The 22,163-nt window shown below is 76.9% G+C and carries 15 protein-coding genes; 14 read left to right on the plus strand and 1 reads right to left on the minus strand.

The annotated features are described in order from the left end of the window. Positions 1 to 32 precede the first annotated feature (32 nt). Genes DT076_RS13790 through DT076_RS13805 form a run of 4 tightly spaced genes read left to right on the plus strand, consistent with a single transcriptional unit; the run spans position 33 to position 3,419 of the window. Positions 33 to 974 (plus strand): ABC transporter ATP-binding protein, encoded by a 942-nt coding sequence (locus DT076_RS13790; RefSeq protein ID WP_114127260.1) that lies wholly within the window; start codon positions 33 to 35, stop codon positions 972 to 974. Continuing rightward, positions 971 to 1,729: an ABC transporter permease gene (locus tag DT076_RS13795; protein WP_114127261.1), complete on the plus strand. Its 759-nt coding sequence runs from the start codon at positions 971 to 973 to the stop codon at positions 1,727 to 1,729. The genes DT076_RS13790 and DT076_RS13795 overlap by 4 nt, the downstream gene beginning before the upstream one ends. Further along, positions 1,726 to 2,820 (plus strand): sensor histidine kinase, encoded by a 1,095-nt coding sequence (locus DT076_RS13800; RefSeq protein WP_114127262.1) that lies wholly within the window; start codon positions 1,726 to 1,728, stop codon positions 2,818 to 2,820. The genes DT076_RS13795 and DT076_RS13800 overlap by 4 nt, the downstream gene beginning before the upstream one ends. Beyond that, positions 2,817 to 3,419: a response regulator transcription factor gene (locus DT076_RS13805; protein ID WP_114127263.1), complete on the plus strand. Its 603-nt coding sequence runs from the start codon at positions 2,817 to 2,819 to the stop codon at positions 3,417 to 3,419. The genes DT076_RS13800 and DT076_RS13805 overlap by 4 nt, the downstream gene beginning before the upstream one ends. 2 nt (positions 3,420 to 3,421) lie before the next feature. Here the strand turns inward: DT076_RS13805 and DT076_RS13810 are convergent, their stop codons facing one another. Next, entirely contained in the window at positions 3,422 to 3,760 is a 339-nt protein-coding gene (locus tag DT076_RS13810) for a DUF3140 domain-containing protein (protein ID WP_114127317.1), read from the minus strand. Positions 3,761 to 3,887: 127 nt separating this feature from the next. Here DT076_RS13810 and sppA point away from each other — a divergent pair, with 127 nt between their 5' ends. The 10 genes from sppA (at position 3,888) to DT076_RS13855 (ending at position 22,076) form a co-directional block, all read left to right on the plus strand. Further along, a complete protein-coding gene (gene sppA / locus DT076_RS13815) occupies positions 3,888 to 5,669 on the plus strand; it encodes a signal peptide peptidase SppA (protein WP_114127264.1) in 1,782 nt (593 codons plus the stop codon). A 62-nt stretch (positions 5,670 to 5,731) separates the two neighbouring features. Beyond that, a complete protein-coding gene (locus tag DT076_RS13820) occupies positions 5,732 to 6,325 on the plus strand; it encodes a DUF389 domain-containing protein (RefSeq protein ID WP_147264149.1) in 594 nt (197 codons plus the stop codon). Between the two features lie 22 nt (positions 6,326 to 6,347). Beyond that, positions 6,348 to 6,782 carry a hypothetical protein gene (locus DT076_RS13825; protein WP_114127266.1) on the plus strand — a complete coding sequence of 145 codons (435 nt, stop codon included), beginning with the start codon at positions 6,348 to 6,350 and terminating at the stop codon, positions 6,780 to 6,782. Then, positions 6,779 to 9,463 (plus strand): hypothetical protein, encoded by a 2,685-nt coding sequence (locus DT076_RS13830; RefSeq protein ID WP_114127267.1) that lies wholly within the window; start codon positions 6,779 to 6,781, stop codon positions 9,461 to 9,463. Before DT076_RS13825 ends, DT076_RS13830 begins: the two co-directional genes overlap by 4 nt. 43 nt (positions 9,464 to 9,506) lie before the next feature. Next, positions 9,507 to 12,929: a tubulin-like doman-containing protein gene (locus DT076_RS13835; RefSeq protein ID WP_158548142.1), complete on the plus strand. Its 3,423-nt coding sequence runs from the start codon at positions 9,507 to 9,509 to the stop codon at positions 12,927 to 12,929. Continuing rightward, on the plus strand, positions 12,929 to 15,451 hold the full coding sequence (locus tag DT076_RS19425; RefSeq protein WP_158548143.1) for a hypothetical protein: 2,523 nt from the start codon (positions 12,929 to 12,931) through the stop codon (positions 15,449 to 15,451). The genes DT076_RS13835 and DT076_RS19425 overlap by 1 nt, the downstream gene beginning before the upstream one ends. A 13-nt stretch (positions 15,452 to 15,464) precedes the next feature. Further along, positions 15,465 to 17,435, plus strand: coding sequence for a hypothetical protein (locus tag DT076_RS13845; RefSeq protein WP_114127269.1), 1,971 nt, complete (start codon positions 15,465 to 15,467; stop codon positions 17,433 to 17,435). Then, positions 17,432 to 19,948, plus strand: a complete 2,517-nt coding sequence (locus DT076_RS13850) for a GAP1-N2 domain-containing protein (RefSeq protein WP_158548144.1) — start codon at positions 17,432 to 17,434, stop codon at positions 19,946 to 19,948. The genes DT076_RS13845 and DT076_RS13850 overlap by 4 nt, the downstream gene beginning before the upstream one ends. After that, entirely contained in the window at positions 19,945 to 20,904 is a 960-nt protein-coding gene (locus DT076_RS19430) for a hypothetical protein (protein WP_158548145.1), read from the plus strand. The genes DT076_RS13850 and DT076_RS19430 overlap by 4 nt, the downstream gene beginning before the upstream one ends. Further along, positions 20,901 to 22,076 (plus strand): TRAFAC clade GTPase domain-containing protein, encoded by a 1,176-nt coding sequence (locus DT076_RS13855; protein ID WP_158548146.1) that lies wholly within the window; start codon positions 20,901 to 20,903, stop codon positions 22,074 to 22,076. The genes DT076_RS19430 and DT076_RS13855 overlap by 4 nt, the downstream gene beginning before the upstream one ends. Positions 22,077 to 22,163: the final 87 nt, after the last annotated feature.

A 22,163-nucleotide genomic window follows, 5' to 3' on the forward strand; every position in this document is an offset into this window, starting at 1 on the left:
CCCGTCCGGGCGGCGGCCGCGAGCCTGGTGCCATGACGACGACCACGGCACCACCCGGCACGGAGGCCCTCGAGCTGACCGGTCTGGTCAAGCGGTTCCGGGCCGAGGACGGCCGCCGGGTGCGCGCGGTCGACGGCATGGACCTGCGGATCGGGCGCGGCGAGGTGGTCGCCCTGCTCGGGCCCAACGGGGCCGGCAAGACCACCACCCTCGACGTCGTGCTCGGCCTGAGCGAACCCGACGCCGGCCGGGCCCGGGTGCTGGGGCGCCGGCCCCGTCAGGCGGTGGTCGAGGGCCGGGTCTCGGCGGTGCTGCAGACCGGTGGGCTGATGCGCGACCTCACCATCGCCGAGACGGTGCGGATGATCGCCTCCCTGCACCACGCCCCGCTGGCGGTCGACGAGGTGCTCGAGCGGGCGGGGCTGACCGCGCTGGCCGGGCGCCGGGTGGTCCGCTGCTCCGGCGGTGAGCAGCAGCGGCTGAAGTTCGCCCTCGCGCTGCTGCCCGACCCCGAGCTGCTCGTCCTCGACGAGCCGACCACCGGGCTGGACGTGGGCGCCCGACGCGCCTTCTGGACGGCCATGCGCGCCGAGGCCGCGGCCGGACGCACCGTGCTCTTCGCCACCCACCACCTGGAGGAGGCCGACGCCTTCGCCGACCGGCTGGTGCTGATGGCGGCCGGTCGGGTGGTCGCCGACGGTCCGACGCCGGAGATCCGCCGCTCGACCCTGCGCACGGTCGGCGTGACCTGGGACGACCCGCCCGCCGACGCCGTGCTGGCGCGGCTGCCGGGAGTCGCGGCCGTCTCGCGGCGAGGCGCCCGGCTCGTGCTGCGCGCCACGGAGCCCGACGTCCTGGCCCGCCACCTGCTCACCCGCACCCCGGCCCACGACCTGGAGATCGCCCCGGCCTCGCTGGAGGACGCCTTCCTCCGGCTCACCGACGCACTCGTCCCCACCGAGGAGCACCGATGAACCTCACCTACCCGCTGCTCGAGCTGCGGCGCACCCTGCGGATCTGGAGCAGCACCGTCTTCTCCGTCGCGCTGCCGATGCTGTTCTTCCTGGTCTTCGGCGCGATGGTGCCCTGGGGTTCGGTCCGGCTCGCCCACGGCGACGTGGCGGCCCAGACGATGATCTCGCTGGCCACCTACGGGGCGATCACCGCCGCCGCCGGGATGGCCGGGTCGGCGGCGCTGGAGCAGCACCAGGGCTGGGGCCGCCAGCTCGCCCTCACCCCGATGACCCGCGGCGGGTTCGTCCGGGTCAAGGTGTTCGTGGCGCTGGTGGTGGCGGCCCTGCCGGTGGCCGGCGTGTGCGGGCTGGGCGCGCTGACCGGCGCCGGTGCCGAGCCGCGGGTGTGGCTGCTGTCCCCGGTGCTGATCCTGCTCGGCTCGGTGGAGTTCGCCTGCTACGGCGTGGCGGTGGGCAAGCTGTTCCGCTCCGAGGCCGCGGTGGGGGCGGCGTCCGGGCTGCTGGTGGTGCTGGCCTTCCTCGGCGGCGCCTTCGTCCCACTCACCGGCTGGCTGCTCGACCTCGCCCGCTTCACCCCCGTCTACGGCGTGATGGCGCTGGCCCGCTACCCGCTCACCGACGGCGCCACCCCGACCCTCTCGGGCGAGCTCGTGCAGGACCCGCTGTGGCTGCCGGTCGTTAACGTGGGGGCATGGACGCTCGTGCTGGGCGCGCTGGCGGTGCTGGCGGCGCGCCGGGGGACCCGACGGGCGTGACCTCCTCCCCACCGCGCGGTCCCCGCCTCCCGGCCGACCCCGGCTGGGGGTTCGCCGCGGCCTGGCTGGTGCTGCTGGCCATCCCGCTGTTCTTCCTGGTCGTCGACGACGGTCCGCGGCTGCCGCGGGCGGTGGCGGGCGGGGCGCTGCTGGTCTTCGCGCTCGCCTACGTGCTGGCCCACCGCAACCCCGGACTGCTGCCGGTCCGCTCGCCGACGCTGCGCACCTGGCTGTGGATCGGCGTGCTCGTCGCGCTGCTGGCGCTGACCCTGCCCGCGCAGGGTGGCTACGTGCTCTACAGCCTGCCGTTCCCGATGGCGCTCGCGGTGTTCGGGCTGCCGCGACGGCACGCGGTGGCGGCAGTCGCCGCGCTGCTCGCGGCGGCGCTGCTGCTGGTCGCACTCGACCCGGCGCCGGACCTGGTCGGGGCGCTCAGCCTGCTCGGGGTGCTGAGCACGCTGGGGGTGCTGGTGGCGTTCCGCTGGTTCTCCGGGCGGGCCGGCCGGGAGGCGTCGCTGCGTCAGGAGCTGGCGCTGCTGGCCGAGCGGGAGCAGGTGGGGCGCGACGTCCACGACGTGCTCGGCCACAGCCTGACCGTGATCAGCCTCAAGGCCGAGCTGGCCGACCGGCTGCTGGTGGTCGACCCCGGCCGGGCCCGGGCGGAGGTGCAGGACGTCCTGCGGCTGTCGCGGGAGTCGCTGGCCGAGATCCGGCGCACCGTCGCCCGGCTGCGGACCTCCGACCTGGCCAGCGAGCTCGCCGCGGCACGGACCGCCCTGGACGCCGCCGGCGTCGCCCTGGAGCAGGACGGTGACCCCGACGACGTCCGGCCCGAGCTGCGGGCGCTGTTCGGCTGGGCGCTGCGGGAGGGCACCACGAACGTGGTCCGGCACGCCGGCGCGAGGCACGTCCGGCTGGCCTTCGCCGAGCAGGCGCTGCGGCTGCGCGACGACGGCGTCGGTGTCGGGGACCGGGTGCCCACGGGCAGCGGGCTGAGCGGGCTGCGGGAGCGGGTCGGCGAGGCCGGCGGCACCCTCGTGCTGCGCGCACCCGCCGACGGCGGCACCGAGCTGGAGGTGAGGATGCCATGACGATCCGGGTGCTGGTGGCCGACGACCAGGACCTCGTCCGGGGGGCGCTGGCCGCCCTGCTCGGGCTCGAGCGCGACCTCGAGGTGGTCGCCGAGGTGGGCACCGGCGACGCGGTGCTCCCGGCGGTCCGCGAGCACCGGGTCGACGTCGCCCTGCTCGACATCGAGATGCCCGGGATGGACGGCATCGCCGTGGCCGGGCAGCTGGCCGGCACCGGCTGCCGCTCGCTGGTCGTCACGACCTTCGGCCGGCCCGGCTACCTGCGTCGGGCGATGGACGCCGGCGCGTCCGGGTTCGTCGTCAAGGACACCCCCGCCGGACAGCTGGCCGAGGCCGTCCGCCGGGTGCACGCGGGCCTGCGGGTCGTCGACCCGATGCTGGCCGCGGAGTCGCTCACCAGCGGGCACAACCCGCTCACCGCGCGCGAGCGGGAGGTGCTGGGAGCGGCGCTGACCGGGGCCAGCGCCGCCGAGATCGCCACCCGGCTGCACCTGTCGGAGGGGACGGTCCGCAACCACCTCTCCGGGGCGATCGGCAAGACCGGCACGCGCAACCGCGCCGCCGCCGCGAGCGTCGCCCGCGAGAACGGGTGGCTCTAGCCTCAGCCGGTGGGCTTGAGCGGGTCGTGACCCAGGTCCATCAGCCCGTGGCGCCAGTCGTCGTCGCCGGCCTCGGGGTCGGGGTCCTCACCGCGCAGGGCGCGGACCGTGGCGACCACCTGCTCCATCACCGCGAGGTCCTCGGCGTCCAGGTCGGTGCGGCGCTTGGCCAGCACCCGCAGCACCCCGTGGGTGAGCGGGTTGCCGGCCTGGTCGGGCAGCTCCTCGGTGGTCATCGTCGAGTTCTGGGTGCGCAACCAGTCGTGCAGCTCGCGCGAGGTCATGTTGACCACGTCGTGGAAGTCCTGCCACAGCTGGTCGTCGACCGGGGTGTCGGCCACGCGGACCACTCCTCTCCTCGGCGTCGTCGACGCCGTCTCGGGGGTTGCCCTGGCTCATACCCCAACCCTCGCCACTCCACGCCGCGAGCCGTTCCCCGTGTCAGCGGGCCCACCTACGCTGGCCGGCATGGACCTCACGCGTGAGCTCACCGACCTCGTCCGCCGCCGTCCCAGCCTGCCGACCGTGCTGGAGCTCGACCTGAGCCGCGGGGTCCTCTCGACCCCGCCACGCTCGCCCGGGGACTTCCTGCGCGCGATGCACGTGCCCACCGTGCGCGGGATCCGCGACGGGCTGCGGGCCGGGGCGAAGGACCCGAAGGTGGTCGGGCTGGTGGTCCACGTCGGCGACTGCCCGCTGAGCGCCGCCCAGGTCGACGAGGTCGGCGCGCTGGTCGCCGCCTTCGGCGCGCAGAAGCCCACCGTCGCGTTCACCGAGAGCTTCGGCGAGCTGTCCAACGGGCTGCTCGGCTACCGGCTGGCCGCCCACGCCCAGCAGATCTGGCTGCAGCCCAGTGGCGCGGTCGGGCTGACCGGGGTCAGTCTGCAGGTCACCCTGCTCCGCGGCGCCCTGGACAAGGTGGGCGTGGAGCCGCAGTTCGGCCAGCGCCACGAGTACAAGACCGCGGCCAACCAGTTCGCCGCCGCCGAGGTGACCGAGGCCCAGCGCGAGATGATGCAGCGGCTGGCCGACAGCGTGCTGGAGGAGACGGTGGCCGTGGTCGCCGAGCGCCGTGAGCTGCCCAGCGACGAGGTCCGCGCTGCCGTGGACGCGGCCCCGCTGACGGCCGCCGACGCCCGCGAGCGAGGCCTGGTCGACCACCTCGGCTACCGCGACGAGGTCTACGCCTGGCTCCGCTCGGAGTGGGGTGCGGCGGCGACCGGGGAGGGCGAGGACGCCGCCGCCGGCCCCCAGGTCGACCTGCACTACGTGCACCGCTACGCCGCCGAGCGCGGCGGGCCGGCGATGCTGCGCAACCTCGTCGACAAGCGCCGAGACTCGGTCGCCGTGGTCGGCGTGCACGGGCCGATCGTCACCGGGCCCAGCACCCGCGGCAGCGTCCTGGGCGGCCCCACCGCCGGCTCGGACACCATCACCCAGCACCTGCGCGCCGCCGGTGACGACGAGCACGTCAAGGCCGTGGTGCTGCGGGTGGACAGCCCCGGCGGCTCCTACGTGGCCTCCGACGCCGTCCGCCGCGAGGTCCGCCGGCTGGTCGAGGGCGGACGTCCGGTGGTGGCCTCGATGGGCGACGTCGCCGCCTCCGGTGGCTACTTCATCAGCATGGGCGCCAGCGAGGTCGTCGCCGCCCCCAGCACGCTCACCGGCTCGATCGGGGTGCTGGCCGGCAAGTTCGTCACCACCGGCCTGACCGACAAGGTCGACCTGGTCCGTGAGGAGATGACCGCCGGCGAGCGAGCGGCCATGTTCAGCAGTCTGCGCGGGTTCACCGACGACGACTGGGCCGTCCTCGACCGCTGGCTGGACGAGGTGTACGCCGACTTCACCGGCAAGGCCGCCGCCGACCGCGGGATGGCCCTGGACGTCCTCGAGCCGCTGGCCCGCGGGCGGGTCTGGACCGGCGCGGACGCCGCTCGCCACGGCCTGGTCGACCACCTCGGCGGGATGGACGTCGCGGTCGAGCGGGCGTGCGAGCTGGCCGGGCTGGACCGGGAACGGGTCGGGCTGCGCAGCGTGCCGGCCTCGGCGGTGCTGTCCCAGCTGCGCCCGGCCCGCTCCAGCGAGAGCCCCCGCGGGGAGACCGGTTCCGGCTGGACCGACCCGGTCGGTGCGGGCGCGGTCCGGGTGACCCCGGGCGGGCCCGAGGCGCTGCTGCTGCGGGCCGCCACGGTGCTCGGGCTGCAGCTGCCGGGTGTCCTCTCCCTGCCCTGGCGGCTCTCCTTCAGCTGAGCCGGCACCTCTGCCCCCAGCACCTCGTTGTGGTACGAAACAGCCTGAGCCAGGGGGTGTCCGTGCCGCACGACGACTTCGATCCCTTCGCCGACCCCGGACGTCCGGGGTCGGCGGGGCGTCCGTCGAGCCCGGCACCCGACCCCTTCGGCCCGTCCCGCGGCGCCGCCTCGCCGCTGGCCGGCCGGCTGGACGACCTGCGCGCCACCATGGACCGGGAGCGCCGCGAGGGCCTGCCACGCCGCCGGCCGCTCGCCTCGCTGGTCGCGCTCGGGTTGACCCTGCTGGCCACCGCCGGGCTCGCCTTCGCCGGCTGGCACGGCCTGGCCGAGGCCGTCCCCACCCGGGGCGTCAGCGTGCGCACTGCGGCCCAGGTCGGCACGGTGTCCCTCCTCCTCGTGCTGGCCGCTGCGGTGCTCGCGGTCGTCGGGGTGGTGCGGGAGCGCCGTCGGGTGCTGGCCGGGGTGGTGCTGGCGCTGGCCCTGCTGGCACCCGGCGCGGTCTTCCTCGCCGCGGTCCAGCTCGCCGTGCCGCTGACCCGGGCGGACCTGGCCGCGGTGGGCGCGGGCTCGGTGGAGGCGTGGTGGCGCTCGCTCGGCGAGGGTGCTCCCTCCGACGCGGTGCTCGTGCGGCTGCTCGAGGTGCTGACGCGGTGAGCGCGGGGCGAGGAGGACGGCGATGAGCCTGTGGGACGACCCGGCGCGGCAGCGTCCCGGCGACCCCGGCACGGACTGGACCCAGGGCGCCCCGACGCGTCCGCCCGCACCGCCCGCACCGGTCGGCGGCGGCTCGGCCGGGGACGCCGTGGCGGTGGCCCGGCCGCCGGTCGGCTGGCTCGCGGCGGCGCTGGGGGTCGCGGTGGTGGCCGTGCTGCTGGTGCTCGGAGTGGCCCGTCCCGTGCCGGTGGTCCCGCTCGGCGGCTGGCTGCTGGCTGGGCCGGTCGCGGTCAGTCTGCTCGCGCTCTACACCCGTCGTGACGTGCTGGCCCGCACCCGTCCCGTCTACGCCGCTCCCGGCTGGGTGCGTCCGGCCTACGTCGTCGTCTCCGTGCTGGTGGTGCTCGCGGTGGCGGTGACGGCCTGGCGGCTGGCCGACTGGGTGGGACGCCTGTGAGCGCCGCGGCTCGTGCCCGCGCCCGGCTGCTGGCGGTGCTGGCCCTGCTGCCGGTGCTGCTCGGGCTCCCGCTGTCGGGGCTCGCCCCGCGGGCAGCGGCGGAGGGGCCGGAGCAGACCGCGGTCGGCGCCTACGGCGGCTGCCTGGTCGGGGCCGGCGCGGGCGACCTGCTGCTGCTCTTCGACGAGTCGGCCAGCCTCGTCGACACCGACCCCGACGACCAGCGCGTCCGCGCCGCCGACTACCTGGTCCGCCAGCTCGGCCGCTTCGCCGAGCAGCGCGAGGTCGCCCTCGACGTCGCCGTCGCCACCTTCGGCGTCGACCTGGTTGGTCCGGGCCGCTGGTCCGACCTCGCCGGTTCGGGCGACCGGGTCCGCGACGACGTCGCCGCCCTCGCCGGGGCCGACGACGGCTGGGAGACCGACTACTGGACCGCGCTCAACGGCGCCCGCCAGGCGCTGGCCGACAAGGCCGCCGGTGAGGAGCGCTGCCAGGCGGTGCTGTGGTTCTCCGACGGCTCGCTCGACCTCGACGACCGCACCGACCCGGCCGAGGCCGAACGCTACGGCGAGCGCAAGCCCTACGCCCCCGACGTCGACCTCACCCGCCCCGGCAGCGACGCCGAGGCCGAGCGGCTGGCCGCCGACGACCTGTGCCGCGACGGCGGGGTGGCCGACCAGCTCCGCCGGGCCCCGGTGACGGTCTTCGGCATCGGGCTCAGCGCCGGCGGCGGCGCCGACTTCGACCTGATGCGCGGCATCTCCACCGGCGAGGGCGGGTGCGGCGCCATCCAGGGACCGACCGTCGGCAGCTTCACCGAGGCCGACAGCATCGAGTCGCTGATCCGGGCCTTCGACCGGCTGCAGAACCCCGGCCAGGAGCCCACGACCACCGAGCGCCAGGTCTGCCAGGGCGAGGTCTGCCCCGAGGGTCGGCACCCCTTCGTCCTCGACGACAGCATCAGTGAGGCCCGCGCCCTGCTCAGCACCGACGCCGAGGTGCCGGTCGACGTCGTCCTCACAGCCCCCGACGGCAGCGAGGTCGTCTTCACCCCCGGCGCCGACCCGGTCTGGCGGTCCCTCGACGGGGTCACGCTGCGCCAGGAGTGGACCTCCGACCGCTCCACCGCGCTCACCCTCCAGCGGGGCGAGGTCGGCAGCGGCGGCTGGACCGGGGTCTGGTCGGTCACCGCGGTCGACCGCACCAGCAGCACCCAGGGCGCCCGCTCCACCCTGGACCTGCACCTCACCGGCGACCTCGTCCCGACCGTCACCAGCCCCGACCCGCTGGAGCTGCGAGCTGGCGAGACTCCCGAGCTGGTCTTCGGGCTGACCGACCTCGACGGCGAGGGGGTCGAGACCGACGCCCTGCTCGGCACCGCGACGTTCACCGCCGTCCTCCGACCGGCCGGGGCCGACCCGGTGGTGCTCGCCGACGGCGAGCCGCTCGACCGGATCGGCGACCCGCACCCGCTCGACCTCACCGCCGTCGCCCCGGGACCGGCTCCGCTCACCCTCACCCTGGCCGTCACGACCGCGCCCGCCACCGACGCCGACGGCACGGAGGTGCCCGGCACCGCGCTGGAGCCGCAGACCGTCACCGTGCCCACCAGGGTCCTCCCGCCGTTCGGCTACCCGATGCTGGGCCGCGAGGTCGCCTTCGGGACCCTCGACGCCACCACCACCGCCGACGCCGTGCTCCCGGTCACCGGGCCCGGCTGCGTCTGGCTGGCCGACGGCTCGAGCACCGTGCAGACCGGGCCCGCCGACGTCACCGGCGAGATCACCTCCGAGGTCGCCGGACCCGGGCAGCTGTGCCTGGCCGAGGGGGAGAGCGGGGAGCTGCCGCTGCGGCTGACCGCCTCCGACACCGGCAACGGCGCCCTGGGCGGGACGCTCGCCGTCGCCACCGCCCCGGTCGACGCCGCCGACGACCCCGGGCGCGTGCAGCAGGTCGAGCTGGGCTGGACCGCCGACATGCTGGCCCCGCTGCAGGTCGGGCTGGCCGTGGCGACCTTCCTCCTCGCGCTGGTGCTGGGGTTGGCGCTGCCGCTGCTGGTGCTCTGGCTGGTCAAGTACGCCCTGGCCACCATCCCGGGCGCGCCCGTGCTGGTGCGCAGCCTCCCGGTCCGTCTCGACGGCGACGTCGTCACCAGCCACGGGCGTCCGCTCTCGGCCGCGCACCTGGCCGGCCTGAAGGACCTGCTGCCGCTCGGTGCCCGCGGCTCCCGCCGGACCGCCGCCGCAGGGTTCGAGCTGCGCACCGCCGTCGGGGTCAACCCGTTCGGCGCCGGACACGTGGTGGTCCGCTCCGACGGGCCCGTCGCCACCTCGACCAGCCCCGCCCCGGCCACCGACGGCACCGGTCGGCTGCCGCTGGCCTGCCAGGACCAGTGGGCGGTCAGCCTGCGCCCCGACGGCGAGCACCGGCTGCTGCTGCTGGTCGGGCTGCACACCGGCGACGCCGGCCGCGAGGCGCTGCTCGACTCCGCCGCCCGGCGGCTGCCCGAGATCCTCCGGAGGCACGCGCCGACCCCGCCGCCGGCCCCGGCCGCGGGCGCGCCGGACGCGGACTGGATGCTCGACGGACCCGGCCCCCGGCAGGATGGCGCCGACGGGCCCGCCCCGGACGGGCGGCGTCCGGATCCCTACGACCCCTGGGCCGAGCCGCCCAGCCGGTGAGGACAGGACCGATCGTGCAGGACGAGCAGAGCGGAGGACGAGGGTGAAGCGGTTCCTGGTGGTGGGGTGCGGCGGCACCGGCGGCGCGACCCTGGCCTACATGATGGACCAGCTGCGCGCGGACCTCGCCGGGCTCGGCGTGACCGGTCTGGGCGAGCACGGGCTGCCCTCGGGCTGGCAGTTCCTCTGCGTCGACGTCCCCTCCTCACCCGACCGCGCCCCCGACGGGCTCCCGACCGTCCGCGAGGCCGGCGGGGCCTACCTCGGGCTGGGCCGGCAGGGGCTGGCCTACAGCCACTGCGACGAGAACGTCAGCGCCCGCGCCACCGGCGCGCTGGCGGAGCTCGGCACCTGGGCGCCGCGGCGCACCGCGACCGGCTGGCACCCGACCGCCCCGCCGCAGAGCGTCGCCAACGGCGCCGGCCAGCTGCGCGCGGTCGGCCGGATGGTGCTGCTCAACGGGGCCGAGCGGGTCCGCGACGAGCTGCGCGCCGCCTGGGAGCGGGTCAACGACGCCCGCGCCCACGCCGACCTGCAGCAGGTGAGCAGCCAGCTGGGAGAGAGCTACTCGCCCAACGACGCCGCCCTCGTCCTGGTGGTCGGCTCGATGGCCGGCGGGGCCGGCTCCTCGATGACGCTCGACCTGTGCCGGATGCTCGTCCAGCTCGGCATCCGCCAGGACGACGTGGCCACCTTCCTCGCCACCCCCGACACCTTCGACGCGCTGCCGGAGTCGGAGCGTCCCGGGGTGCGGGCCAACGGGCTCGGCATGGTCGGGGAGGTGGTCAGCGCCCAGGCCGGCGCGGCCCGCCGCCACGACAACGCCCTGCTCGGGGCCATCGGCATCACCGACGACTCCGGCCAGGACGTCCCCTTCAAGCGGGTCTTCCCCGTCGGGCTCAGCGGCCACGGCGGCGCCCGGTTCGGCACCGAGCCCAAGGACCTCTACCGGGCGCTGGGCCGCGGGCTGGCCGCGCTGGTGGCCAGCGGCACCGCGTCGGCGGAGTTCGCCGCCTTCGACCTCACCAACGCCTCCGCCCCGGTCGACACCTCGGTCTTCGGCTGGGGCTCCGACGGCCGGACGCTGGCCTGGGGCTCCTTCGGCTACGCCTCGCTCACCATGGGCCGGGAGCGCTACGCCGAGTACGCCGCCCAGCGGATCGCCCGGATGACGGTCGACCGGATGCTCGACGGGCACCTGCAGCCGGGCAATCCCGCCGGCGGCGACCAGCAGGCCCGCGACCTCGTCGGCTCGCAGTGGACGCACCTCGCGCCGCGGCTCGGCGTCCCGGAGTCGGGCTCGGAGCAGGTGGTCAAGCAGTGGCTGCTCAGCACCCTGCCGCAGGCCGAGGTCGGCCGCCGGGTGACCGGGGTGGTCGACGAGGTGCTGCGCCCGCAGCTGCCCGGCAGCCTCGGCCAGACCGCGGTGCACTGGGGCGGCGTGGTGGGGGAGGCGCTGCGGCGCACCGCCGCCGGCTACGGCGCCCGGCTGGACGCCGAGGCCTACCGCTGGGCGAACGAGTGGCTGCAGCAGCTGCACGGCGCCGTCCTCGACGTGGTCGCCGCCGAGGTGTCGCGGTTCGGGCTGGCCTACGGCACCACCCTGGTCGACGGCGTCCAGTCGGTGCTGGAGCAGTCGGTGGGCCACCTGCGCTCGATGTCGGCGGCCACCGTGCCGCCGGTGGCGGTGCCGCCGCGGGTGAGCGAGGCGCTGGCCCGGACGAAGGGTCAGATCACCGGCGGCACCGGCGGGGACACCCTGCTCGACAGCGTGCTGGAGTCCGCCACCGAGAGCGGGGTCCGCCAGCTCTACGTCTCCGCCGCCGGCTGGGCCGCCCGCGGCGCGGCCGCGCTGGCCCGCGACGTGCTGCCCCGGCTGCGGAGCGCTCTGGTCCGCGCCGCCGAGGAGCTGGCCGCCGCCCGGCGCACCGAGGCCGGGTCGGTCGGCGTGGCCGTCACCGCCACCGACGCCTACGCGGCCTGGCCGCAGAGCGAGGTCGTGCCGTCGCGGTTCGAGCCGGCCCGCAACGAGGTCACCCTCACCCCGACCGCGGTGTTCCGCTCGGCCTTCGAGGAGCACCTGCGCCGCGCCCTGGCCGGGGCCGAGGGCCACGAGGTGACCGCGGTGCCGCGGGCCGTCGCCAGCGGGCGGTGGCCGGTGGCCCAGGGCGAGGCACCCGGTGGGTTGCTTGACGTCCAGCGGGTGTGGGTGGCGCGGGAGTTCGTGGCCGACCCCGACGGCGGGGAGCCGCTGATGCCGACCCTGCCCGACTACCACGTCGGGCTGGCTCCGGCGGAGGTGCTGCAGCGGGCCCGGGCCTTCGTGGCCCGTCCCGACGAGAGCTTCGACAGCTACTGCCGGGTGTCGCTGCGCAGCCACGTCCAGGCCCAGCTCGAGCACGACCCGCGCAGCACCGTCTCCGAGCTGACCACCAAGCTGGGGCTGGCGCTGCGGGCGGCCCGTCCGCTGACCGGGATCGACGAGCACGTGGTCAACCGCACCGGCGGCAGCATCGACTTCGAGTACAAGTTCTCCGCGGTGCCGTTCGACCAGATGGCCGTGCTGGAGCCGCTGCGCCGGGTGCTGGCCGAGGACCGGACGGTGGCCGAGGGCAGCCTGCAGCGCTTCGACCGGGCGCTGGCCACCTCGTCGGCCGCCCGCCGGGTCGACATCTTCGGCTCCCACATGCCGGTCTCGCCGGTCGCCTTCGCCCCGGTGCTCAACGGCATCCGTGACGACTGGAACGCCGCCTCGTCCGGTGCCCGGCAGAGCTTCTGGCTGTGGCGGCGGGCCCGTCCGCTGACGGCCTCGGTGCCGATGACGGAGGTGGAGCGGCGGACGCTGGCCGAGGGCTGGCTGATCGGCCTGGTCACCGGCCGGCTGCAGCTGCCGCCACCGCCCTACACCGACCCGGTGCAGGTGGTCGACGGCGACGGCACCCGGCTGGCCTTCCCGCACCCGCTGCTCACCCCGCGGACCGCCTTCGTCGACGCCATCGACTGGTTCCCCGCGGTGCTGGAGTCCTCGCTGCTGGCGCTGGCCGGCAGCAGCCAGACGATGGAGTCGATGCGTCCCTACCGGGCGTTGCGGTCGCTGGCCGACGACTCGCCCCAGGGCCCGGTCGGACCGGCCGTCGAGGCCTCGGGGGTGCGGCTGCTGCGCTCCTGGCTGACCGACCCGGCGGCCACCTCCTCGGTGCGCTCGATCCGCGAGGCCGCCCCGGCCGAGCGGGCGGGCGCGGCCCGGCAGTGGCTGGTGGAGCACCCCCGGGGGCCCGGGGCGCTGGTCCGGGCGGAGTACCTCGCCCCCGGCGGTCGCTTCTTCCGCCCCGCCACCCGGACGGCCGCGGGCAGCCTGCCGCTGATGAGCGACCTGGCCCCCGAGTTCGTCGCCGCCGCCGAGCGGGTCGCGGCCATGGTGGAGGTGGCCGCCGGCGCCGCACCGGACGACCTGGTGGAGTTCTGATGGCGCTGGCCGTCCTGCTGTGCCCGCGCGGTCCCCTGGAGGGGGTCGGTGACGTGCTGCGGGACTGGAACGCGCTGGGGCTGGTCGAGGACTTCGTGCTCGTGGACGCCGGCGAGCCCGGAGGAGCCGCCGACCGCAGCCTGCTGGTCTCCGCGGGCCTGGCCCGGCCCGTCCGGGTGGACGAGGTGGTGGCCCGCACCGAGCCCGACCGGGTCCGGCTCGCGGTGCTGGTGCCCGCCCTGCCCGACCCGTGCGGGGACGACGGCGAGCACCTGGACGCCCGCGCCGAGGAGCTGCGCGGGTCCGTCGCGGGCCAGCGCGGGCCCGCCGTCGAGTTGCTGCGGGTGGTCCTGTGCCGCCCCGGCGGCGAGGACGCCCTGGCCGGGCAGGTGCGCGGGCAGTGGCACACCCTGGTCGTCTCACCCGAGGACTCCCGCGCCCCCGGCTCGCCCGCCCAGGAGCTGGACGAGCGCACCGACCCGGTCGGCCTCGGCCCGCACGCCGCCGCCGCGCTGTGCGCCCTGCTCGGGCTGTGGCGCGGCCAGCCCGGCGCCCCCTACGACGGCGCCAGCAGCTCCCCGGTGCCGCGGGCCCGGGTGGTGCGCACCTTCCACCGCCGGCTCGACCTCGGCGGCGCCGCCACCCAGGTGCGCGAGCGGGTGCTGCCCGGCGGCGGCTCCTTCCCGCTGCCCTGGGACGGCGACCAGGTCGCGGTGACCGTACCGGCGGACTCGGTGCGCCAGGTGACCGAGGAGACCGCCCGGCGCTGGGCGTCGGCACACCCGCTGTGGAGCGGGCGGGAGGAGGTGCCGGAGCCCCGGACCGAGCACGTCGGCCCGGTGGAGGCGCTGCGGCTGTTCCTCGGCTTCCTCGCCTCGGCGGTCCGTGGCGCCCCGGAGCGGTGGGCGCGGGCGGTGCGGCACCAGGTCGCCTCCCAGGTCGCGGCCCGGGTGCACGCGGCCGTCTTCGGCCAGGCCGACTCGGCCTACACCGTGGTGGTGCGCGGGGTGCGTCCCGACGGCAGCCCGGCCGGGCTGGAGGACCTCACCCGCGCGGCCGCCCAGCTCTCGGAGGTGCGGCTGCCCGACCAGCCGGTCAGCGTCCCCGCCCCGGTGCGGGTGCCGCAGCTGTGGCGGGACTTCCTCGGCGCGGCGATGACCCTGCTGGACGCGGGCGAGCGCCACCCCACCCTGAAGCCGGTCGCGGCCGGGCACCAGCGGGCCGTGCTGGCCCGGGTCGAGGACGTGGTGCCGCCGCTGGAGTCCGTCGAGGACCGGTTGCACCCCGCCGACCACCTCGGCGTCGAGATGCGGCTGCGCCAGCTCCGCAGCGTCGAGGGCGGGGCCCCGGTCGAGCGGATCCAGCAGCTCGAGCACTGGCGGGAGCGCTGGGCCGACAGCTTCGCCACCGCCTGCGGGCGCGAGCTCGGCGCGAAGGTGGTCGAGTCCAGTCGGGAGGTGCGCCAGATCCTCCTCGCGCTGGAGGAGGCCCGCGGTGAGGTGGAGGACGACCCGGCGGCCGGGCGCGGCCAGCGCAGCCTCGGACGCCGGCTGCTCGGGATGGCGGGGGTGACGGTGCTGCTGTCGGTGCTCGCGGTGGTGCTCGGGGCCTACGGCGTGCTCGACGTCGCCACCACCGTCATCGCCGTGCTCGTGCTGGTGGTCGGCTTCGCCGTCGGCGGGTCGGTCGTCTTCGTCCGCCACCAGCAGGAGCTGTTCCAGGCGCTGGCCCGGCAGCGCTCGCTGGTGCGGGCCGCCGACGTCCACCGCCAGAACCTGCCCCGGGCGGTGGAGGACCTGCGGGTGCGGACCGAGCTGTACGGCCAGCTGCGCCGCTGGGTGGACGTGCTGGCCCGCTTCCTCGCCCCGACCGGGCAGCCGGCGCCCGGCCCGGGGCAGGGGGCGGGCGACGGGGTGACCTTCCCGCTGTCGGTGCAGCTGGGCGCCTCCGCACCGGACGCCGACCAGGTCGACCTGGCCGCTCAGCGGGTGCAGCGGGCCACCTTCGGTCGCGGCTGGATGGACCGCGGGTTCGCCGCCTTCCTCGAGCACGGCGCCCGCACGTCCGGGGAGCTGCACCAGCGCACCGTCGACCCCGACTACCTGCTGTCGGAGGGCGCGGAGCCCGGCACCGCGCTGAGCCGCTGGGCCGCCGCCGACCCGGCCACCCTGCCCGGCGCCTGGGCCTGGGTGCACCGCACCGTCGACGCCGCCGTGCAGGAGGAGACCACCCGGCTCAGCGCGTCGGCCCCGGTCGTCAGCGGCGGCCGCACCCGCAGCCACGACGAGTTCGTCGGCGAGGCCGACCTGTCGGGTGCGGACCGGGCACTGGCCCAGCGCTGCTTCACCCCGGTGGCGGTCGGGGCCGGGGCCAACCTGGTCGAGCCGCCGGTGTGGTCGGTCTCGTTCGGGCTGGCCCGCACCGTGGTCGAGCACACCCGCTGGCTGACCCCCGACGAGCTGGCCGGCCGTCCGGTGGCGGGGTCGGCCCGTCCCGTGCCCGACGACGGCGTCGAGTTCTGAGGGGAGGAGGGGAGTGCCCGACCACGACAGCGTGCTGCAGGAGCTGGAGGCCTGGCGCCGCCACGGCACCAGCACCGGCCGGTTCACCTTCATCGACCTGCGCAAGAGCCTGCTGCAGCAGCTGGCCCGGGCGCGGAACCCGCAGGAGGTCAGCCGGCTGCTGCCGGCCCAGCTGCAGTGGCTGACCGACGAGGTGTGGCGGATCGTCGGCCCCCGCGCCGAGTCCGCCCCGCCACCGCCGGCGCCGCCGTCGACACCCGCACCGACGCCGGCCGTGCCGCCACCGAGGGCCCCCGGCGACGGGCTGGCCGACCTCGTGCTGGCCGACACCGAGTTCCCCGCGCGGAGCGCCACGGCGCTGATGCCGATCAAGGTCGAGCCGACCCCCGACGGTCTGCGCTACCGCTGGCCGACCGTCCCGCTCGGCCCGGACCCGAACGCGTCGGGGCCCGGCTTCTACCGCGTCGTCACCTCCGAGGCCGCGTTCCCGCTGCTGCCCGAGGACGGCACCCTGGTCGCGCTCACCCGCGAGTCGCAGGCGCTGGACGCCGTCCCGCTGACGTCGGGCCTGCGGTTCGTGCAGGTGTGGGTGCACACCGGCCCGAGCGCGGAGGCCGCCGGGTTCGCCCAGCCGGTCCGGCTCGCCCAGCGCGAGGTGGTGGCCAACGTCGCCGACGTCGCCTGGACCGTCGGCCCGCACCAGGTCAGCGCCGAGTGGACCGCGCCCGGACGGGCCGAGGCCGTCGAGGTGGTACGGCTGCCGGCCGACCACCCCGACCCGGCCACCGCCCTGGACGATCCGGCGTCCCTGCTGCAGCCCGAGCTCGACCACCGGCACGGCTTCGTCGACGACACCGTGGTGCCCGGGCAGAGCTACCTCTACGCCGTCCGCACCCGGATCGCCACCGGCCCCAGCTCCTCGGTGCTCAGCCCGCTGCTGCGCCACGCCCTGGTGGTGCCGGTGCGGCCCGAGCCGGTGACCGACCTGCGGGTCGAGCTGCGGCCCGACGACCTGGTCGACCTGCGCTGGAGCCCGCCGCCGACCGGGCACGTCGAGGTGTACGCCACCGCGACCCCGCCCCCGCAGTTCCTCTCCTCCCGCCAGCTGCCGGCGACCGAGCTGGCCCAGTACCTCGACCCCGCCTCGCGGGTGCCCGGGGCCGTCCAGCGGGGGGAGGGCGAGCACGCCAAACGGGGGGTGGCCTGGGCCGAGGGAGCCGAACGGCTCCACTTCACCCCGGTCACGGTGGCCGGGGACGCCGTCCACGTCGGTCGCCCGGTGCCCGCGGTCCGCGTGGGCAGCCCCACCGAGGTCGAGCTGGTGGAGCGGGTCGACACCCAGCTGCTGAAGTTCGGCTGGCCGGTCGGGGCCGCCTTCGTCCAGGTCTGGACCGGCCCGCGCGACGGCGACGGCGGCGGTGCCGGCGGGCGGCGCCAGGACGTCTCGCTGGAGGCCTACCGGCAGATGGGCGGGTTGCAGCTGACGGCGCTGCCGGACGGCGGCTGCCGGGTGCACCTGGTCGGGGTGGCGATCGGTGCGGACGGGCAGCAGTCGGTCGGCCGGCCCGCCTGGGTCGACTACCGCGGTCTGCAGCGGATGGCCTACCGCACCTTCCGGGTCCGCCGGTTCGGGGTGCAGGTGGTCGGCCTCGGGGTCGACCTGCGCTCGGTGCACGGCCCGCTGGAGGTCCGCGACGTCGGATTCGTGGCCCGCCACCACCCCGAGCGGCTCCCGCTGCACGCCGAGGACGGCGAGCCCGTCGACCTCGTCCCCGACGGCGAGGGCGTGCACAACCCGCTGCCCTACCTGCGCCCGCAGGACGTCGGCCGGCTCACCCCGCAGGGCGGCAGCCGGTGGCGGCTGACCGTCGACCCGGCCCGGGGCGGCTACGTCCGGATGTTCGTCTCGGTCAACCCGCGGGTGGCCGACCAGGTGCCCCCGGTGGCCCTGCTCGACCCGCCGGTGCGGGAGCTGCGGCTGTGACCGGCGGGCCGGAACCGGGTGGGACGGTGGTGGGCGGCACGGTGGTGGGCGAGCTCACCTACACCAGCTTCGACGCCCCCGGCGCCGCCGGCGGCTGGCAGGTCAAGGAGCAGCGCGGGTTCACCGACCCGGCGCTGCGCCAGCACGTCGTCCAGCGGATCCGCACCACCGGCCCGGCGACCCGGCCGCTGCCGCCGTTCCCCACCGCCGAGCAGCGCACCGCGCTGCCGCGCACCCTGGTCTACGACCGGCGCGGGCGGACGGCGGTGTGGTGGCACACCGTGGCCGCCGGGGCGGACGGCAGCGGACGCCCGGGCAACGTCTTCGCCCACGTGCTGGCCGTCGAGCAGGACGCCCCCAGCCGGCGGCCGGTGGAGTGGTGGCGCTCCCCGGACTGGCTCACCCCCTACGGCCCGGCCGAGGTGGCGGCGGCGGTGCTCGGCCCGCGGCCGCCCGGCCCCGGGACGGTGGTCGACCGGTTCGGGGCCCTGGACTGGCTGGCCGGGGACGACCGGGCCGCCACGCTCGGCGTCCTCCTCGACGGGCTGGTCGAGGCCCGCCGGCGCGGTGTGGCGCTGGTGCTGCTGGTGCCCGACGACGACACCGCCGCCTGCTGGGTGGGGGCGCTGTCGCAGGTGCTGGCGCTGCCGCAGGCCGCCGCGCTGACCTTCAGCACCGGGGAGACCGCCGCCCGGGTGCGCAGCGGAGAGGCCGACGAGCTGGCGGTGGTCTGCCTGGCCGGGGCCGAGGCCGACGCGCTGCAGGGGGCCACCCCACCCGTGCTGGTCGACCTGCGCACTCCTCCCGCCGCGCCGCCGGCGCCCTCGGGCTGGGCCCGGCTGGCCCGCTCGGCGGTGGCCGAGCCGGCGCTGCTGGAGCTGATGGACGCCGCCGTGGCCCGGGTCGGCGGGGCCGGCGACGACCCCGCCTGGCCGCTGGCGCTGGCCCACCTGTGGTATCTCGACGCCGAGGAGGACGTCGCCGACCCCGAGCTGGCCGGGCTGCGGGAGGTGGCCACCGGGACCGTGCTGCGGGCCAGCCCCGAGGCGCTGGCCGAGGACGCCGAGCTGCTGCGGGTCGTCACCGGGGCCCTGGAACGGACCAGCCCCGACCCGGCCTCGGCCTGGCAGCGGCTGCGCCCGCTCCTCGACGCCCCGGCCACCGTCCCTGCCCGTGTGCTCGGCGGCATCTACGCCGACCGGCTGCTGACCGACCCGTCCGCCCTGGCCGAGCTCCAGCAGGACACCCGGCTCGGGCTGCCGCCGGCCGTCTGGTGGCAGGACCGCCCACCCCGGCCCGACCTCCAGCGGGTGGCGGCGCTGGCCCGCGAGCAGCGCCGCGACGCCGACGACGAGCCGGCGCGGCGGCTGGCCGTCGTGCTCGGCCTGACCCGGCTGCTCACCAGCACCGGCACGCCCTGGCCCGACACCCTCGAGGACGACCTCAGCGAGCTGCTGCAGGAGACCTGGCGCGCCCCCGGCGCGTCCTGGCTCCCCGGGGTGGGTGTGCTACCGGAGCCGGCGACCGGGGTGGCCCAGCGCGCCTACGACACCGACCCGGTCGTCCAGCAGAGCCCGGTCGGCACCGGCGACCCGGAGGTGCTGCGCTGGCTGTTCGCTCCCGGCGCCCCGCCCGTGCCGACCACCCGCGCCGAGGTGGAGCACTGGTTGGCCGTGCCGGCGGACGAGCGGTCGGAGGAGGTGGTGCTGGCGCTGCTGCGCTTCCTGCTGCGGCCCCGTCCCGGCACCGACCTCGACGCCACCCGGCAGGTGCTCGACGCCCTGGTCGACCGGCCCTGGACCGCGGCCGGGCTGGCCGCCGCCGGTGCGGCCGAGCTCAGCTGCCTGCTCGACCGGCGGCTCACCGACCTCGTCCTGACCGAACCCGACTCCTCCGACCTGCGCCGGCTGCTGGACCGGCTGTGGCGCGCCGACCGGCTCCGCGACCTGGTCGAGCTGCGCCAGGCCGTGCTGCACGAGGGCGCACGCGGTCTCGGCCTGGACGCCGTCGCCCGCCTCGACCACGTCGACCTGCTCCGCCGGCTCGCCACCGGACCCTGCCCGCCCGACCTCGTCGGCCTGGCCCAGACCGTGCTGCTGGACGCCGTCCTGCGCGGGGCGGCGCTGCCCGCCGAGACGGAGCAGCTCGTCCGCGCCGCGCCCGAGCTCACCGGCCCGGCCGCGCGGTGGCTGGCGCACCGCCCGCCGCACCGCCGCGAGGTCTACCGTGTGCTGCGCAGCGACCCGCGGACGCCTGCGCTGGCCGGGAGCCCGGCCGGGCCGGAGGTGCACGTCCACCGGCTGCACCGCGACGGGCAGCCGGCCCTGCGGTGGTGGGTGCTGGAGCAGCGGCTGGGCCGCGACCAGCTGCAGGCGGAGTACGAGACGGAGCACCGGCGGTCCCACGGGCGGGCCCCGGAGGAGAGGGTGGTGGGCGCGGTGGTGCGCAGCTACGTGTCCCGGCAGGGGGTCGCCGACCTGCTGCGCCGCCGCCCGTGGGGGGAGCGCGGATGACGGTGACGACACTCGGCGCCGAGCACCACACCCAGGTGCTGGAGCGCCAGCAGCTGACGGTCGGGATGTATGCCGCGCAGCCGGCCGAGCTGCTGGTGCTGGGCGACCCCGATCCCGAGGTGGGCCGTCAGGGCACCCAGGTCGTCGTCCCGCGGGCCGCCCTGGCCGGTGACCTGCGGGTGCACGTCCGCCCGCTCGGCAGCGAGGCCTTCGGCCCGGGCAGCCGGGTCAAGCTCACGCTGCGCGCCGGCGCCGCGGGCTCGGACGCCGTCAGCGTCTCGGCCGACCTGTCCGGGCGCACCGGTGCCGACCTGCTCCTCCTGCGCCCACTGGCGCCGGACCACCTGCAGGTGACGCTGGTCCGCCAGCCCGACCCGCTGTCCGAGCTCGCCACCGCCACCCGCGCCGCCACCGGGCGTGCCCTGGCCGCCGCGGGGCTGCGTCCGCTGCCGCAGCCGGTGCGGCTGCACCTGGACCGCAGTCCCTCGACCACCCCCTGGTGGACGACCGGGGCGATGACCTCGGTGGTCGACGCCCTGGTCGGGGTGGCGGCCGCGGTCAGCGAGGCCACGCCGGACGCGGTGCTGTCCAGCCGGCCCGGCGACGTCGTCGCGACCGGGGCGGCCCGGCTCGCCGCGGCGGTGGCCGGACGGGCCGAGGACGTCGCGTCGGTCGCCGGTGCCACCCCGGCCGACGCACCCGGGCACGTGGTCTGGTGGGTCTCCGACGCGCCCGCGCCGCAGGTCCGGACGTCCCGGGTGGCCGGGTCGGTGGTGCTCACCCGCGGCCCGGCGCCGGCCCTGGTCGCCCGGCCTGGCTCCGCCCTGGTCGAGGTGGTGCTGGACGACCCGCTGGCCGGCGTCCCGGTGGCCGTCGGCCCGTCCGCGGTGGACGCGCTGGCCCGCTTCGGCGTCGACGTCGTCACCTCCCTGCAGCAGCCGGGGGTGGGCCGGTGAGCAAGTGCCCGATGTGCTTCTTCGCCCTGCCCGAGGACGTCGCCTCCTACGCCTGCCGGGTGTGCCCGCCGGAGCACAACCAGCGCCAGGCCGCCTGCGCCGGGCTGACCTCGGTGACGTGGCCGGTGGTGACCGAGCTGGTCCGCGACCGCCAGCAGGGTGGGGTGTTCTCCCGGCGCTGGCCGCCCACCTCCGTGGCCTGCCACCGGTGCCAGCGGCCCGCCACCGAGCAGGTGTGCCCGACCTGCCACTACCTGCTGCCCGAGGACTGGCGCGACAGCGACACCCTGTGCGTGGCGCTGGCCGGGGCCCGCAACACCGGTAAGTCGCTCTACCTCGGGGTGGCGGTGCAGCAGCTCGGGCTGATGCTGCAGAGCCAGGGGGTGGCGCTGCAGCACGGCACCGTCTTCTCCCAGCAGAGCTACGAGCGCCACTACGAGGAGCCGCTGTTCTCGATCCGGCAGATGCCGCAGGCCACCCCGCGGGCCCAGACCGAGGACGCCGCCCAGCGGCACCCGCTGGTGCTCAGCCTCGGCACCCGGCACCGCCGCCGGCGCTACCTGGTGCTGCGCGACGCCGCGGGGGAGGAGCTGCAGAACCCGCCGGAGCGGGCGCTGCACCTGTCCTACTTCGACCGCGCCGACGTCGTGCTGTTCATGTTCGACCCGGCCGCAGACCCGGCGATCGCGGCGCTGCTGCCCGACGTGGTGCAGCGGGGGGTGGACCAGGGCAGCGCGGCGCGGGTGCTGGCCAACGTGCTGCGGCTCAGCGCGGAGGGTCGTCCGCCGGTCGGGGTGGTGGTGTCGAAGTTCGACCTGCTGCAGCGGCTGACCCGGGTCGAGGCGCCGCAGTGGCAGGCGATCATGGGCAACGCCGGGGCGGCGATGCAGCGCGACCCCGGCGTGGAGGTGATGGCCTACCAGCGCGACGACGCCGAGCTGCTCAGCGCGGAGGTGCACTCGCTGCTCACCGCGATGCGAGCCCGCGACGTCATCAACCAGCTGGCCCACCCGCACGACGGACGGCTGCGGACCAGCCAGTTCTTCGCCGTCTCGGCCCTCGGCGCCTCCGCGGTGGACTCCGGCGTGCACCCGCACGGGATCGCCAGCTTCCGCTGCCTGGATCCGCTGCGCTGGGCGCTCGCCCGGGCCGACCTGGTCGACGTCGCCTGACCGGCGGGGTCATTGACAGCACCCCGGTTCGGTGGTGGAGTCGGGCCAACTCGTGACGACGACGTCGGGAGCAGGGGCGACCACCGC

It is taken from the genome of Desertihabitans brevis (genome assembly GCF_003327535.1).
Lineage (GTDB): Bacteria > Actinomycetota > Actinomycetes > Propionibacteriales > Propionibacteriaceae > Desertihabitans > Desertihabitans brevis.